Annotated in this window: 12 protein-coding genes; 5 read left to right on the forward strand and 7 right to left on the reverse strand. The window is 43.0% G+C overall.

The window, feature by feature from the left end:
* Positions 1 to 6: 6 nt before the first annotated feature.
* Both NYE74_RS22670 and NYE74_RS22675 read right to left on the reverse strand, forming a co-directional pair.
* Positions 7 to 3195 (reverse strand): type 2 lanthipeptide synthetase LanM family protein, encoded by a 3189-nt coding sequence (locus NYE74_RS22670; protein ID WP_341005188.1) that lies wholly within the window; start codon positions 3193 to 3195, stop codon positions 7 to 9.
* Between the two features lie 77 nt (positions 3196 to 3272).
* Complete coding sequence (locus NYE74_RS22675) at positions 3273 to 3485, reverse strand: mersacidin/lichenicidin family type 2 lantibiotic (protein ID WP_036623852.1); 213 nt, start codon at positions 3483 to 3485, stop codon at positions 3273 to 3275.
* A gap of 235 nt (positions 3486 to 3720) precedes the next feature.
* On the opposite strand from NYE74_RS22675, the gene NYE74_RS22680 reads away from it, so the two are divergent.
* The 5 genes from NYE74_RS22680 to NYE74_RS22700 all read left to right on the forward strand — a co-directional run bounded on the left by NYE74_RS22680 (position 3721) and on the right by NYE74_RS22700 (position 9164).
* The gene (locus NYE74_RS22680) at positions 3721 to 3996 is read left to right on the forward strand and encodes a response regulator transcription factor (RefSeq protein ID WP_036623854.1); all 276 of its coding nucleotides are present in this window, start codon (positions 3721 to 3723) and stop codon (positions 3994 to 3996) included.
* A gap of 22 nt (positions 3997 to 4018) precedes the next feature.
* Complete coding sequence (locus NYE74_RS22685) at positions 4019 to 6100, forward strand: peptidase domain-containing ABC transporter (RefSeq protein ID WP_249732626.1); 2082 nt, start codon at positions 4019 to 4021, stop codon at positions 6098 to 6100.
* Between the two features lie 16 nt (positions 6101 to 6116).
* A complete protein-coding gene (locus NYE74_RS22690) occupies positions 6117 to 7418 on the forward strand; it encodes a hypothetical protein (protein ID WP_036623856.1) in 1302 nt (433 codons plus the stop codon).
* Between the two features lie 16 nt (positions 7419 to 7434).
* Positions 7435 to 8151 (forward strand): ABC transporter ATP-binding protein, encoded by a 717-nt coding sequence (locus tag NYE74_RS22695; protein WP_036623858.1) that lies wholly within the window; start codon positions 7435 to 7437, stop codon positions 8149 to 8151.
* A gap of 95 nt (positions 8152 to 8246) precedes the next feature.
* Positions 8247 to 9164: a hypothetical protein gene (locus tag NYE74_RS22700; protein WP_036623859.1), complete on the forward strand. Its 918-nt coding sequence runs from the start codon at positions 8247 to 8249 to the stop codon at positions 9162 to 9164.
* A gap of 71 nt (positions 9165 to 9235) precedes the next feature.
* Here NYE74_RS22700 and NYE74_RS22705 read toward each other — a convergent pair whose 3' ends face one another.
* The 5 genes from NYE74_RS22705 to NYE74_RS22725 all read right to left on the reverse strand — a co-directional run bounded on the left by NYE74_RS22705 (position 9236) and on the right by NYE74_RS22725 (position 16362).
* The gene (locus NYE74_RS22705; protein WP_036623862.1) at positions 9236 to 10786 is read right to left on the reverse strand and encodes an MFS transporter; all 1551 of its coding nucleotides are present in this window, start codon (positions 10784 to 10786) and stop codon (positions 9236 to 9238) included.
* Between the two features lie 37 nt (positions 10787 to 10823).
* Entirely contained in the window at positions 10824 to 11924 is a 1101-nt protein-coding gene (gene bglB / locus NYE74_RS22710) for a beta-galactosidase BglB (protein WP_115311201.1), read from the reverse strand.
* A gap of 141 nt (positions 11925 to 12065) precedes the next feature.
* Positions 12066 to 13358 (reverse strand): ABC transporter substrate-binding protein, encoded by a 1293-nt coding sequence (locus tag NYE74_RS22715; RefSeq protein WP_115311202.1) that lies wholly within the window; start codon positions 13356 to 13358, stop codon positions 12066 to 12068.
* 3 nt (positions 13359 to 13361) lie between these two features.
* Positions 13362 to 14600: a response regulator gene (locus NYE74_RS22720; protein ID WP_124332872.1), complete on the reverse strand. Its 1239-nt coding sequence runs from the start codon at positions 14598 to 14600 to the stop codon at positions 13362 to 13364.
* A 4-nt stretch (positions 14601 to 14604) separates the two neighbouring features.
* Complete coding sequence (locus NYE74_RS22725) at positions 14605 to 16362, reverse strand: sensor histidine kinase (protein WP_036623868.1); 1758 nt, start codon at positions 16360 to 16362, stop codon at positions 14605 to 14607.
* Between the last annotated feature and the right edge of the window lie 105 nt (positions 16363 to 16467).

Consider the following 16467-nt stretch of genomic DNA (forward strand, 5'->3'; position numbering starts at 1 on the left):
AATAGCCTATCTTAATGACCTCGTTTGGACGAGCGGCTCTTGAAGCGATAAAATTGAAGGGAAATCTTTATCTGAAGCAAGACGGAGCATTTGATATCCTATCCCGGATAGACCTAACCATAGTCCCTGAATGTTTGAGCACTTAGTGATACCTGTCAAGTACTCTCCTTTGCTCTGATAGTAATTTACAGCTTCCCTTCCATATCCTCGGGCCATTTCAACCCATTCTTGCCGATTCAAGCATTTTCCCGCCAGAAGTAATAATTCTAAGTTTCCAAGATCGCCATGGCACAAACAATGACTTTTGCCGAAACCGTATCGAATCGTCGTCGCTACTGCCTGTTCAATTTCGTTTGTAACTTGATTGACTTGTGAAGATCGTAAAAATGGAAGACACATCGTCAAGCCAAGCCCGATTCCACTTGCTCCGTGACACCAATTAGCCAGGGTGGTACCAGCTTCGCAATCAACCCAATTCCCCCATTCACTCGAATAATGAGAACGAACATATTGAAGTGCATTTTCTGCTGTCTCACGATAAGCTTCCTTTCCTGTGACCGCTGCAAGACGGAAAAGGGCCCAAGCAATTCCCATGCTTCCATGTCCTAAACCTACATAAACATCTGATAACACGCTTGACTGCCAAAAGTATCCTTTATCACTTTTTTGGGCATTTTTAAGCAAGTGATCTCCATACATAGAGGCAATCTCAATCTCCTGCTCCGAACCACGTATCTTTGATTCGTTGAGGAGGACATGAATAGCTCCAGCTGCCCCCCCAAGTAAATCATAGAATGTGTCCTGCTCTACACTTCTACTCAAATTGTCCAATAGATTTAGACGATGCTGTTTCCATTCTTTATTTTCCCCCATTATATTTTCCAGTTGGGTGATAACATATAGTACGGAAGCCTGTCCATAAAAAGAAGATGGAAATTTAATGGTCATTGGAAATTTCTCTAACGTCGATTGAAATGCCGCCAGACTATATTTCTTAAAGTGTTGTTTCTGCGTTATTCGATATAAATGCGCAAAAAAGAGCGAAATGCCGCCTGTACCATCATATAAGCCCCCCCTTAGTCCAGACATACCTAGTTGCCCCAAATAATTAGGATTCAATCCTATCCAAGTTGCTGTCCGTTCGTTACGACTCAATATAGCTTCCTTTACCAGCTGTTCGCCTATTCTGACTGCTTCATTTAAAAATTGATCCGACTTAATAACCGACTCTTTGGTCGTATCCATATTAGCTGCCTCTGGTTCAACAGAGTGAATTTTTTTGCTTAAAGATGAGCCAATAATAGATTCAGTAATCCATTTAGCGTACAATTCAATTTTTTCAGGAGTCAGAGATAACAGCTTCTGTTTAGTATGATCCATGGCAGTTTCTTTAAAAACATTATCAATCTTCCGGGCACGGCTATCCCACAAATGATGAGAGTCGGGGAACGAATAAAAATAAGGAATATCCCCTATACGCAAATCCTTTATCTCTGAAGAAATAAGCCTATCGTCAAGGTAGGAAAACCACATTCTATCGAGCAAACGTTCATAGTCAAGGGCATCTCTTCCATAATCGGGATGTGTTAATTCAAGAAGAAAATTCATATAAAATTGGGAGGTTCGCAGAAGGATACGTACTGGAACTTTAGAAAATATCTTTAATGGTCCATCGGTGCTGAGCATTTCTTCTCTGTTCTCGATAAAGAAATAACAAATATCCCTGTAGCCATTTACATAATCGGTTAAGTAATCAGCAGCTGATATGGTTGTGCCGTTCAATGATGGTAAGTTGTGACTTGATGTAGTGATATGCCGCGCCCGAATATAGCGCATATTATCAGTATTCATATCTACAACCTTTAACACATTGTAGGGAATTAATTGCTCCCTATCGTTTAGACCACTTAACTCAATTCCCAATCCTTTTTCGTCCTGATGAAAAAGGATTGGTAAGAATGATGTCCCTATAGGAGAATTACGTATTGCAAATTGAGCTTCTACATCGGCTGAATCAGGAACATCTTGCTTAACTTGGTTATGGAACAATGTCTCCAAATCAATAAGCATTGGATGCTCTCCGCAAGCAATAATGTTTTCACTGTGGAAATCCGCACCTTCCAGGAGATGAACGACTCCTAAGTAAGCACCTAATCGCCGATAAAAACTCCGAATTTGGTCCTTAGTCTCACATTGTTCCGCTCTCACAAAGGCTTCATATCCATACTCTTTTCGATCTATAATTGGGACTCCTTTAAACTCAGGATAAAACCCTTTACTATTTATCCAACTTAAAAAAGTGTGGAATGCATGAGAAACAGCCAGGGACTTGGGCTTATACATAAAAGATTGACCAGATTTAAGTTGAAAGCGCATTACAGTTTTTCCGCCCTTGTGAGAATCTCCTAAATCAGCCTTTATCGCAATAAGAGGGCTTTCTTCTAGTTGAAATGTGTCCTTCAGCACCTTCCAATCCTGAATAAATCGTGTTATTGCTTCTTCTATGACGGTAACAAACATGACCGTCCGTTCCGAAAGTAATCTGGCAAACATAGCATACTCTAAAAAAAACAATCGAAGATTACCGTTGTCAACCATGTGTTTTTCTACAAAATTTGAGAACCGTTCTTCCGGAGTGTCACCTGCCAGTTCCTGCATTGCCTTCGCAACATGTAATTCCAGGACAAAGGAACGCCCTGCTATTTTACATAACTGGGATGTCAAATGCGGTAGAATTGATGATATTAAGAGGGAAGTACTTATATATTTTCCTTGTGCATCAATGGATGCCAATAAATTTTCCAACTTCATATTTGCCCATAACAAAAATGGTCTTACTAGAAGTTCGATCGAACGTTGTTCATTTTCTTTTATCTTTATTTGGCAATTCAATTCCAATGCTTCCTCTAGTACCGTTAACCAATCTGCATTGTAATCCATAATAGCTGGAAGACAGCTCTCGTTCCATTTTAAAGCCTGTGTGGTCTGTATTAACGATCCGAAAATTAATTCATTAACTCCCAATGACTCAAGCTTAGCTTTTCTTTTCGCTTCTGTTTGAACTAGAGCAAACTGAAACCATTCCTCTAGAGCCGAATTATTTTGCTGCTGGGAAAAGGCACGGGTAATTTCATGATTATGTAACAATTGCAACCGCTCATGTACAAAAAGTGAACGTAAAAATTGTTCCTTCATCTAAGCGCTCACTCCTTATCTAAATAATAAAGATGGGGTACGTAATTAATACGTACCCTTCTAGCAGCCTATTTTCCTTAGTGCACCGTTGTAGGGAAGCAAAATAATCCTGAAATAATGGTAATTGGAATAGTAATTGTCGGAGTAGCTTGAGGTTCAACCAGACCGCCGTGTACTCTTGCCAATTCTTCCGCACCTACTTCTACCAGAGCGTCACCAGCAGGATGAACAACATCCGCAGAGCGGAAGTTAGGATTCTTCCAAGCCTTTACCAAATCTTGCGTTGTCATATAGCAACCTCCTTTCATTTATTTTTTACTTCTATTCTAATATATTACAAAAAAAGATTTGTTTGCACTTCATAAAGCTGCAGAAATGTCTTTGACAATAAATGAAAATAGTTGGATAATTATTATTACAAGTAAATAATGGTATTATTATGTATTTTTATCGTATACAATTTTTAAATTTCGACACAGCTTTTTATTTAAATTTATTCATAGCTCTATAGGAGGTTGAAAGGGGTTGGCGAAATTATCTTGCAGGGAACAAGAAGTCGCAATTCTTGTGGCACAAGGACTTAAAGATAGCGAGATATCAAAGATGTTAGGTATAAGTATGCGACGTACCGGTGAAATTGTAGCTTCTATTAAACACAAATGGAATATTAAAACAAGAGCTGAACTTGCGATAGTCGCCCATTATTTTGGGCTGGTCTGCATAACGAATAATTTGGAGGTGATTCCAGCTGAACATATTCAAAAAAAAGATTCCTTTCATCGAACAGATGGAACACAGTGAATGCGGCCTGGCTTGTCTAGCAATGATATTGGGTTATTATGGGTACAATACAACTCTGCCGGAAATGCGAAAAAAATTTGGGGAAGCCCCCTCTGGAGTAAACATGCATCAACTTCAAATGATGGCTCTTGAATATAAATTGGAATGTAAAGGATACAAGATAACTACAGAGCAACTAGATCGTATGAAGCCCCCTCTCATTTTATTTTGGGACAATAATCATTTCGTTGTGATGGAGAGATTTGGGAAATATAAGGTGAGCATACTAGATCCGGCTAAGGGACGGTACGGAATTAATATAAAAGAATTGGGTGAAAAATTTTCAGGTTTTGTTCTTTCACTTACCCCCGGAGATCTTTTTACACCGAAAAAAAGGAAGAAAGAGTTTTTTTTTATTTTGTCCGTACTCAAAGGATGGAAACTGCTTTTTTCTATCATTCTTGTAGCCTTGTTCTTACAGGCCTTAGGAGTATTCATTCCTCAATTAACACAGTGGTTCATAGATGTCGTAATAGGAGGACAACATCAAAATTTATTATTTCCATTTAGTGCAGCTATCGGCCTATTATTTTTGTATATTTTAGGATTTCATTGTTTAAGGGGATGGCTTATTGCAAAGCTGCAGTCCAAAATAGATACAACGATGATGACACAATATATTGGACGACTTTTTATGCTCCCTTATAACTTTTTTGAAAATCGAAAGGGAGGCGAACTTGTTTTTCGAGCAAATTCTAATATCCTAATCCGAAATGTTCTTTCAAACCGTGTTGTTTCTATTATAATTGACTGCCTTTCTTTTATTACCTTTGCAGCATTAATGTTAAATAAAATGGTTAGTATGGGTATAATTGTTATTATTATAGGGATTTTCATGCTTGGATTCATTTTTTTAAGTTCATACATTTCGCAAAGATTATCCCGTCAGGAAGTTTCCACTCAAACTGAACTGTACGGATTTTTATCCGAAAATATTCAGAATATTACTGATTTGAAATTATTAGGGGCAGAAAGGGATGCCGTTGCAAAATGGAAGTCAATCTTTGAAAAGCAACTAAAAGCAACTGAAAAGCGAAACGTTTGGACATCGATATTAAGCTCCAATTCGGTTAGTATTCAATTGACGCTCCCCTTATTTGTACTATGGCCAGGGGCTTATTACGTACTTGAAGGTAATGCAACCCTAGGAAGTTTAATGGGTTTTCAAGCATTGGCTGCCTCTTTTATAGTTCCTATTGTTTCTTTGGGGCAAACCTATTCTGATATAGTGAATGTTCGAACCTATATTCAAAGATTACAAGATGTTATTGAAAGTCCACCTGAATATACAGGAGAAAAGGTACCTTCTATATCTTTTCAAGGTCACGTTGAATTTTGTGATGTTTCCTTTAAATACAATAAATATGGTAATGAAGTTCTAAAGAATATTTCTCTCAATGTACGTCCGGGTGAACGGTTAGCTATTGTTGGAACGTCGGGATCTGGAAAAAGCACACTCGCCAAATTGTTGCTTGGTCTATATGAACCAACCGAAGGTTTTATCAAAATCGATGGAACAATGTTACATCTATGGAATAAGCAAGAGCTTCGAAAACGAATTAGTTCCGTGGTACAAGAATCTCGTTTATTTAATTCAACTATCGCAGATAATATAAGAATGCATCATAACGATATTACGTTGGACATGATTGTTCAAGCTACGAAACAAGCAGCCATTCACGATGACATTATGAAGCTTCCACTAGGTTATCAAACAATGGTATCCGAAAACGGATTTAATTTTTCCGGAGGTCAAAGACAAAGGCTTCTCCTCGCTCGTGCATTGTTACATCAACCTAAAATCCTTGTACTGGATGAAGCAACCAGTTCATTGGATTCGGCTTCGGAACAGCTTATTTGTGACTCTTTAAGTCATATTCAATGCACTCAGATTATTATTGCTCATCGCTTAAGTACTGTTCGACATGCTGATCGTATCGTAGTTCTTGATAATGGGAAAATAATTGAGGAAGGAACCCATCAGGAATTATTACACTTAAAAGGGCAATATTACAATCTCTATACTTCACAGGAAGAAAAGCAATCATTCTCACCAATTTCTTAACAGGAGAAAGATTAGAATGAGTTCAAGTTTTAAGCTTTACGCATCCGTTTATCTCATTCGGATCAAGTATATTTCATGGCGCGATATCGTTTTAACGCTGTTTCTCCTTCTTTTACTGCTCCGCGGGACATATCAATTCACTACGGCGTTAGCCGAAAAGGGCTTCTCATCCACATTTATAACGGGCTGTTGGGGGCTAATAGGGATGACCGTTGGAATTGGTCTGTTTGCCGGGAACCTGATGATGGCGGAAATGCGCTTCTTATGGTCGCTTGGACGAGGGGCTCGTTTTTTAACCTCATATATGATCTGGAAAAAGTCCCCCTTTGTTCTTGTGCTTGTTTGGATGCTGCTGGGTCAGTTGCTTTGGTCACCGTCATATAGTTTCGGACAAGCATTCCTAATGCTGTTGCTCGGACTCTCCTTTGCAGAACTCGGTGTTTATTGCTTTGTGGCACTTTCGGGAATGGCGAGAGAGCGAACAGCCGGATCGCTATCGTTAGCCCTGCTGTTATTGACAGTACTGGCGCTTAATATTTCATTGATGATGCTGCCCATGATACCTGCGGTTCGGCTGATCGTTGCAATCGCCGTTACCTTGCTGCAATACATCGCCGCTTTTCAAGCGTCACGCTTCTCCTGGCCGCGAATGATAAGCGCAGCCCCGCCGGCTGAATCCGGCGCCAAACGGCATATCCTGTCCCGCTATCCGTTACTTCGTAAAGAGGTATATTTTCTAACCCGCTTCAAAGATATGTTTCCTTTTCTTATTGCCGTTTGTTTATTACAGCTCTTTACCTACTATTCAGCAGTTGATACCCCGATAGTTGTCCCGGTAGGCGCGGCCTTGATGGTCTGGCTGGTCAGCGACGTTTGGGTTATAAGAAGCTTCGTAGCCGAAGGCAGAGGAATAGCACTATACACCGTTACCTTGGGTGCTTGGAATAGAGGATTATGGGCAAAATGGCTTTTTTATGGGACAGTAGGCATAAGTATGTTCATCGTTCATACCTTAATCTGGGGATTTCGCTTAGACTGGACTTGGACGGCATGGTCGTTTTTCGAGTTATTAGCGCAGTGCCTGCTGCTTACTTCCACATTTGTTTCATTCAGTTTACTGGCTGGATATCATCTTACAACTCAAGGGCGTATTTCGCTGCCCGCTCAGCTTTTAATTACAATCTGCATGTTTTTGCTCATCTATTTACACCAAGCGCATCAAATACTATTCATAATCGTCTCTATAACCATACAATTTGGATTTTATCGACTTTTACGCCAGGTACCTGAAAGTCTTCCCGGCAAGTTTTCAATGTAAGGAGAGATCAAATAAGATGCAGACAAACTTAGCGCTGTCCTTGCAACTGCAGCAAGTCAGCTATGCTTACGAAGATAAACGCATCCTGCATGGCATCGATTGGACCCTACAGGGGGGAGAAATTACGGTACTGCTCGGTCCCAACGGCGCAGGTAAGACGACGCTGTTGCATTTGCTGGCAGGGATGAAGCCGGTCCAGCAAGGCAGCATTTTGCTGGGCCGGCAAGCGGTTCATTGGCAGGACCAACAATATAAAAAACGCATCGGCTATATGATGGAGTTTCCGTTTCAGTATCCATTTTTGACCGTAATCGAAATGATGCGGCTTATCGGCCAACTGCGCCGCGTCTCCCCTGATCAACTGGAGGAGCGAATACGGCACTGGCTCAAGCATTTTACATTGGAACCGTACAGCAACTACGCGATTGGCGCTTTGTCCCAAGGAACGGCAAGGCGGGTTGCACTGGCATCCGCATTGCTGCACGAACCGGATATCCTTCTTTTGGATGAGCCGACCAACGGACTTGACCCGGATCAAGTCATAATCGTGCGCGATACATTGCAGCAATACTGTGCCCGAGGTGCTCTCATCCTGTTATCCACTCATATTATCGGGCTAGCGGAAAAACTGGCGAATCAAGCCGCCATATTGCGAAATGGACGTATTGTATATGCCGGCAAAGCCACGGGGGATTTGGAGAGTCTCTACGTGGCAAATAAAACCTCACAATAGGCCCAACAGATCATTCGACAAATTCCATTTTTATGTTAATCTGGTTGTTGGTAAATAAACCCTGCAGATCTAAAAAGAATGGAGTAGAGAACCGAGTGAGAAAAATAGCGATTTTAGTGTTGGCGGTTTGTTTGACGTTGGTGAATGTAGTCCCTTCCCCGGCTCATGCGAATAATGAGCAAACCAAAGCGCTATGGGTTTGGGATTTTTATGAAGCGGCTTCCGATTCCAACAAGATTACACAGCTGCTGCAGTTTTTAAAGGAAAATGACATCAACTTATTGTTTATCGGGACAAGAAAGACGTTGGAGGATCAGCCCGCAACTTATGAGGAATTGATCCAAAGAGCGCATGAGGACGGAATACGCGTGTTCGCGCTTGTCGGCAGAGCCAACTGGGCGCTGGAAACCCATCATCGCGAAGCGCTGCAGGAACTGCGCCAAGTGATTTCCTATAACGCGTCCCATCCGGCCAGCAAATTTGACGGAATTCAGTATGATATTGAACCGCACACCTTACCCGAATATTTAAACAAAAGAGGCTCCGTTTGCTATCAATACATCCAGGTTCTGAAGAAAATCGCGAATGAAATTGCCTCAAGCAAGGAGAATTTGGAGTTCAACGCAGCGATTCCGTGGTGGTATGCAACGGGGCAAAATCCGGTCATCGTGCAAACCGGCGGGGAGAAAAAGCCGCTAAGTTATTTTGTATTGGACATCGTGGACACCGTATCCATCATGGCCTATCGCGACACGGCCGAGAAACAGATCCGCGCAACCCTGGCGGAAACCGATTATGCGGCCAAATTAGGCAAAAAGATTTATATCGGCGCGGAGACCAATTCTCCGAACGGCGGCACTATCACGAATGAAATTACGTACTACAACAAAGGCCTGAAATATATGAATCAGCAATTAAATACCGTGACGGATTTTTATGCGGACCATGACGGGTTTGGCGGAGTCGCCATCCACGACTACCCTGCACTTATCCAAATGATGGAAAAGAATTGACAGACGGTTCGCCGCAAAATAAACAGCCTGCAGCCGGCAATGACGCCGCTGCAGGCTGTTTAACTGCTGGTTTAGACAATTACTTTATGTTTGGTTTCATGACTATCTTGTTTCTCCTTATACTTCAACAGATTTTCATACCCTACCGTGTTGTTTCCCCATGTTTTTTCATATTCCCAACCGGTTAATTGTTCAAAAACTTTGCGGGCTTCCGGTGCAGCCTCTTGTTTAGACCCGCCGTTTTTCAAGCGTTTAATTTCATCCAACAAAATGACATGATTTTCTTTGGTTAATTTGTAACGATAGGAGATGATTAGGCCTCCCGCCAAAAAGAAGAGCGTACCGAACAGCAAGATGGAAATAATCATCGTTACCGCTGAATCCGGCTGCGATGTTTGTCCGGATACAAACCCCGCTTCCTGCAAGGCCACGCCTACCAAAAAGACAGCCAGCGCCTGCGTTCCCTTTCGGATCAAGCTCATGACACCGGCGAACACCCCTTCACGTCTTTGCCCGGTTAAAGCTTCATCCACATCCGGAATAAAGGCATAATTGTTCCAGGGAATGTAGTTCAAACCGCCGCGTCCCAACCCGCAAATGCCGATCATAAGGAACAATAAAGCAGTGCTGTTTAGCGTTCCGGTGAACTTTAAGACGATAAATCCGACAATCCCTGCGATAAAGAGGGAAATTGCCGTTCTATACGCCGGGGCAGGATTCAATTTAATCGTTAAAGTAAGCGCAATCCATACGCCGAACAACTGCATGACATACATAAAGGTCAATAGGTTGGATGCGGCTACGGCGCTTTGCATAAGGGCAAAAACAACAAAATAAGTAAACACCGCGTTGAATACATCCTGGCTTAAATATCCGCCCAAATACATCCCCAGATGGTGGCGGAATGTTTTTACCCGCAAAGTCGAGAATAAATCCGCATAGATCTTATGAACATTTTGTAAAAAGGTTCTTTTATCAATGACTTCCTCTTGCGGGATTTCATCGAAAGGACGTTCCCATGTATTTCTGTACAGCAGCAACAATACCACTACAAATATGACCGTGAAAATAATACCTGAGTACAGGTAGGTAAGTGGATCATCCTTACCCAAGGCTTCCACAAGCCGGCCGGGAATAAATGCGGCGAATACGGCCGAAGCCTGAGCGACAAACATTCTGGCGCCCGTAAACTTCGAACGTATTTTATAGTCGCTGCTCATCTCGGCGGCAAGCGTATCATAAGGAATCAAAATCATCGAATACACAATTTCAAACAAGATGTAGGTTAATAAGTAATACCAGTAACCGAAACCGGAAACCCAAATCGCTGTATAGACAAGGACAAGCGGAACGGCTGCCAGTATAAAGAACTTGCGTCTTCCAAAGCGGCGGCCCAGTTTGGTTTTATGAAAATTATCCGTAATGTATCCCATAGTCGGCGCCGCAATCGCATCAACAATCCGGGCAATCGCAAAAATAGAACCGGCTTCCACGGCAGTGAGGCCGCAAAAAGTCGTTAAGAAGAAAAGCAACCATGCCGCTGTCAGAGCAAAGGCGCCCGCCCCTAAGAAATCGCCTAACCCATAGGACATATAATTAATAAATTTGGGTTGTCTAACCACTTTACTCCCCTCCATTTTAACCGCTTTCACTTTGGCGTTAGATATAAGTATGAAGATATTCCGACAGGCACAGCACGGCAAGCGATTGTCCATAAGGCATGGCGGTCGTTCTGATTCCCTTGTAAAATTCCAGGGTGTCGCCCATGCCTGTTCCTACGGATACTTTTTGCAGCGCCCCTTCTTGATTAATTTCAGCCATGATTCCGCGAATAGCCTTGTGGGCGGCTTCTTTATATTCCTGGCTGACATACCGCTTATGAACGGATTTTAGAATGCCATAGGCAAATCCGGCTGTCGCCGAGGCTTCCAAATAAGAGGTCGGATCATTGATTAAGGTATGCCATAAACCGCTTTCATCCTGGTAATCGGCAAGAGCTTCAATTTGTCTGTTTAATGTATCAATCAGGAATTCGCGGAGAAAATCTCCCTTTTCCAATTCCAAGATCTCGATCATCTCGGGAATCGCAATGGTGATCCAGCAATTTCCTCTTGCCCAAAGCGCTTCGGCGTAATTGTGTTTTCCTTCAAAGGTCCAGCCGTGATACCATAAACCGGTTTTTCTGTCCGTTAAATATTTGATATGAATGAGAAACTGCTTTTTGGCCTCTTCCAGGTATTCAGGTTTATTCAGCAATTTCCCGATTTTCGCCAGCGGCAGCACGGTCATCATCAACGTGTCGTCCCAAAGCTGATTTTTGTTTTCCGGTCCATAAGTCATATGCTGCAATCCGCCCTCTTTTGTGCGAGGCATATCATGCATGACCCATTCCGCCCAATCCTCCAAGTAGGGCAGGTAGGTCCGGTTTCCGGTATCTTCATACAAAAAAGCCAGCGTTAACAGCGGCGCCATCGTATTGACGTTTTTCGGCGGCGCCCCTTCCCGGATTCTGGCATGGAACCATTCATTTATGATTTCCAGCGCTCTTTGGTCATTGGTTAATCTCCAGTATTTATAAATTCCGTATAACCCTACACCTTGCGGCCAGTTCCATACATGCCAGCTTTTGTCGTCCACAATCAACCCATCAAAATTAAGCAAAAATTCACCGCTTTGGTCCTTGATTTCCGTAAGATTATTCATTAATAAATGAATGGAATCAACGACCTCTTGCTTGGCGATCGCCCTTTCCTGCAACACAGTAATCCCTCCAAATCATGATCTCCATCCGCAACATTGTGACCGCTTTCACTCACACCATCATTGTAGAGAAAATGCTTTCATGGAACCATAAAAAAAACAGAGGTTTACGTTTAAAAAACCTACTTGTTTGCAGGACGATTACTTATTCTTGTCTAAAATCATTTCCGCTTGCTTTCTAAAGGAGCGTGCTCCCTGTTCCGGGGTAATTTTCTTAAATAAAATCCGCTCGGACAGATCGTCAAGCGCTTTCATGATTTCCGCATTGCCCAGCGGGTCGATCGGATCGGTAGTGCGTACATGTTGGGATGCCTTTTCAACGTAATCAAAGATTTTGGTGTCAACTTCGGACAATTCCGGTTTGATTTCTTTCATCACCTTTGCAGAGACCGGAACGCCCCGGTCGCCTTTGATCAACATGTTGGCATCCGTATTATTTACAAAGAAATCGATAAACTTGGCCGCTTGTTCTTTTTGCGTTGAGCTCTTGGGGATCGAGAAGAACATGCTCGGCCTTAAAAATAAAGCCGCCTTGTCCGCATGCTCGGGAGGCAGATGGATGGATAACGGCGCTGCGGCCGATTCGGCAAATCCTGAATATTGGTTGGACCAATTCCAACTCATGGCGGCATTCCCTTTTACGATAAGATCATCGTTAATTCCTGTGATATGCGCTTGAACGTCCGGAGTCGGGAACGCTTTGGCGTCAACCAACCGCAGCTGCCGTTCAAAATAATCGGCAAATAACCCATCGTCCGAGTAGCCAAGGCCTGTCCCGTCTTCATTGTAAAGCCGCGAGCCTTGTGTTCTTAAATAGTACGGAAAAAATACATCGGCAGGGTACATTCCATTTGTACCATACACGCCGGCGGCATCATGGACAGCGATCGCGATTTGCTCAAAGTCATCCCAAGTCCAGTTTTCATCGTCCATTTTGGCACCCGCTGCCTGCATCAGATCATCATTTGTAATCACCGAAAGAACGTTCGACCCAAGCGGGAAGCCATAAAGTTTCCCGGCCAGCCTTCCTCCGGAGATCGCGTTTTCGTCAATGGAGCTAACATCAATCGTGCCGTCTTCTATGTACGGGGTTAAATCCTCCAGTTGGCCGGTTGCGCCGTATTGAAACAAATAAGCTCTATCCATTTGAATCACATCCGGCAACCCGCTGGCGGCCGCCCGCGGGGCAAGCTTCTTCCAATAATCGTCCCAGCTGGCGTATTCCGCCACAATTTCTACATTGGGATGTTCCTGCTCATACATTTGAATCACTTTCATCGTGTAATCATGTCTGGATTGCACGCCCCACCAGGCCACGCGCAGGGTCGCTTTTTCATTTTCTTTACCGCCGTTGTTTCCCTGATGGCCTGCATCGCAGGCAGCCATGGAAAGGAACAATATAAACAACATGAATATCAAACCGGACTTTCTCAAGCTCTAGCCCTCCCTTTTGCGATATTCAGACGGCGTACAGCCGGTATATTTTTTGAAAACCTGGCTAAAGTATTGGGGATTGTCGCCAAAACCGACGATTTCCGCCAAGGTTCCGACCTTCACGTCATCCATTTTGGCAATATGCTTCACGGCTTTTTCAATTCTTAGCTTAGTCAGATATGTTGAGAATCTCTGGCCGGTCTCCTGTTTAAACAGTTTTCCGAGGTAATCCGGATTCATATATAAAATCTCATTGGCCACCATTTTAAGCGATAAATCGGGATTGCCCAGGTTCTCCGTTAGAACTTCTATTACTCTGTTGATCACGGAAGAATGCTTTGACTTGAAAGCCAGGACATCTTTTCGCGTGATAATGCTTCCTTCTCCCAAATAAAAACGGTGTTCCAAACATTCCATAGCCTCACGGTACAGCTTCCCGGCGTTGTGGAGATGATCCCCTTCGCTTATGGCGACGGTGGTATCCTTTTTGAAATATTGGCAGGCAAGTTCTTTAATCCGTTCGATTTTTTGCCGCAATTTTTCTGCGTCATGATTATCCTCGATCAGAAACAAGGCATTTTCGCCCATATTCATACTTAACAGGACGGAATCAAAGATCTCGGCGCCGATATTTTTGATAGCAAATAAATGCTCATAAGAAAACGAACCTTCCGGCTTAAAAAGCACGAGTCTTACGCGCTGATGATGGATCTCTACGTCGAAAAGCTGCTGATAGAAGGATAAATCGTTGTTTGAATAGTTCCGGCCGGCCAAAAATTCGGTTAACAGATGCGCTTTAATCAAGGGCTGAGCTTGTGCGTATTTTTCCTGAAGCTGGCTGACAAGGGTATCCTGAGCCTTTTCTTGCTCCAAGTCATGAATGATCTCCTGAAGCGCGGCTGTAATTTTATCCTCGTTGCACGGCTTCAACAAATAATTTTTAACCCCATAACGCATAGCCGTTCTGGCATATTCAAATTCACTGTATCCGGACAATAGGATAAATTTCATGGCGGGAAATTCCTGATGCGCCTTTGAAACCAGACTAAGTCCGTCCATGCCGGGCATTCGGATATCGCTGATCACAATATCCGGTTCAAGCCGGGCCATCTTTTCATACGCATCGATCCCGTTTTCCGCCGTTGCCACAAGTTCCGTGTCCAATGCTTCCCAATCGACGATACTGGAAATCCCTTGGACAATAATCTGTTCGTCATCCGCCAACAACACTTTATAAGACATCCTATCACCCCGTTTGAACAGGCAGTATCACCGTAATCGCGGTCCCTTTTCCCGAAAGATTTTCAATGCTTAACCCATATGGTTCCCCAGCGTAAAGCTTGATCCTGTCATCGATATTGTTCAATCCTATTCCGGTGCCTTTAGGAACGATTTGGCCTTCTTTTACTTTTTGGAGTATAAAGGGATCTATGCCTGGCCCATTATCTTCGATCCGGATCAATAGCCTGTCCGCTTCCTGATCAACTTGCAACTTGATAACCGACAAACCGACGGAAGGCTCAACGGCATGCTTAAACGCATTTTCCAGCAGCGGCTGCAATATTAATTTGGGAATCTTGTATTTTTTAACGTAAAAGGGAACATCCATGTGAAATTCAAACCGCTGGCCAAACCGGTACTTTTGAATGGTTAAGTAACTGTTGACCATATCGATTTCATCCTCGAATGTAACGAAATCCCGGTTGAAATTTGTGGAGTATCTCATAAGGTGGCCCAATGCTTCCACCATGCTTGAAATTTGCCGCTGTTTATTGGTTTTCGCCAGCCAATTAATGGACTCCAATGTATTGTATAAAAAATGCGGGTTAATCTGAGCCTGAAGCGCTTTAAATTCAGTTTCCTTGACCAGGAGCTGCTTAGCGAAGTTCTCCTGAATCAACTCGTCGATTCTGTGGATCATGGTTATAAAATTCCGGTAAAGAATCCCTACCTCGCCTTGATCAACCATCGCGGGCTCCAATAAATCCACGGCGTGAAAGTTCCCCCTTTGAACCTCCCGCATGGTAAAGGCCAATTCTTGAATGGGGTCCGTAATTTTTCTTAAAAAATTAAAACCAAGGGAAATAAGAAAAACGAACATAAACATAAAAACCAGCACCAAAGTATACTTCGCGGCAGTGATTTTGGAAAACATCATGTGAAACGGAATCAGGCTCCAGTAGGTCCAGTCCTTAAAGCCGGTCGTAATATGATTGACAAAAGTTCTTTCCCCATGAACGCGTTCAATGCTGTAGCCCTGATCATTTGGGGCCAAGAAATGATAATCTTTTACCGCATCCATTCCTTTTTCCGAATAGAAAACCCCATTTCCATCCGTAATCACAATATTTCCCGCTATTTCTCCGCGAGGTTTCGGTAAACCGCTTACAATCTTGTTTAAATTAACGCGGACAAGCAGTTTGCCGATGTTCTCAAAATCCAGGTTCCCGTAAGACCGGATCAGGCGGACAGAAATAATATCCCCATTATATCCGGCCAACTCCATCCAATAGTTTTTGCCTTCATACGGGTCCGCCTGGCTCAGCGCAAGCTCCTTATCCTTCTTCTTTAAAGGGCTTGCGCCATCCCCGGCTGAAAATTCCCTTCCTGCCGAATCGTATAAATAAATCGCATCGATGCAAGTTTCCTGATCCGCGTATTTTTTCAATTCGTCGCCGATTTTCTGTTCAAGGCGATAGAAATCATAGCCTGTTACATTTTTTTGCAGATCCAACAACATTTTTTGAATAGACGGATCAACCGCGATGTTGTAACTAACTTCTTCCACGCTTTCAAGCTCCTCTTCGATGCGGTTGGACGACATCATCAACACTTGCGAGGATTTGGCGTAGATTTGCTCATCATAAAGGGAAAAGGCATATTGAAGGCCTCCCAATACAAGGACCAGCGTTGTCATCATAATCAAGGTAATCGTTAATAAGAGCTTTACGTTTAGCTTCGCATTTTTATAATAACTCGCAATGCGCGACCATATCTTTTTCATGGGATATAATAGCTCCCTTGGCTAATCCAATTCTATTTGTTATAGTACGTAAAATTCTAAAGCTGTTATATGATGCAATTCACTCACCTCGCCGGCAGCGGCCTC

The organism is Paenibacillus sp. FSL P4-0127, assembly GCF_038007325.1.
In the GTDB taxonomy this organism is placed as follows: domain Bacteria; phylum Bacillota; class Bacilli; order Paenibacillales; family Paenibacillaceae; genus Fontibacillus; species Fontibacillus macerans.

Coding starts and splice junctions, on each gene's coding strand:
- NYE74_RS22670 (WP_341005188.1), bottom strand. CDS start 3,195: ATGAAGGAACAATTTTTACGTTCACTTTTTGTACATGAGCGGTTGCAA.
- NYE74_RS22675 (WP_036623852.1), bottom strand. CDS start 3,485: ATGACAACGCAAGATTTGGTAAAGGCTTGGAAGAATCCTAACTTCCGC.
- NYE74_RS22685 (WP_249732626.1), top strand. CDS start 4,019: ATGATATTGGGTTATTATGGGTACAATACAACTCTGCCGGAAATGCGA.
- NYE74_RS22690 (WP_036623856.1), top strand. CDS start 6,117: ATGAGTTCAAGTTTTAAGCTTTACGCATCCGTTTATCTCATTCGGATC.
- NYE74_RS22695 (WP_036623858.1), top strand. CDS start 7,435: ATGCAGACAAACTTAGCGCTGTCCTTGCAACTGCAGCAAGTCAGCTAT.
- NYE74_RS22720 (WP_124332872.1), bottom strand. CDS start 14,600: ATGTCTTATAAAGTGTTGTTGGCGGATGACGAACAGATTATTGTCCAA.
- NYE74_RS22725 (WP_036623868.1), bottom strand. CDS start 16,362: ATGAAAAAGATATGGTCGCGCATTGCGAGTTATTATAAAAATGCGAAG.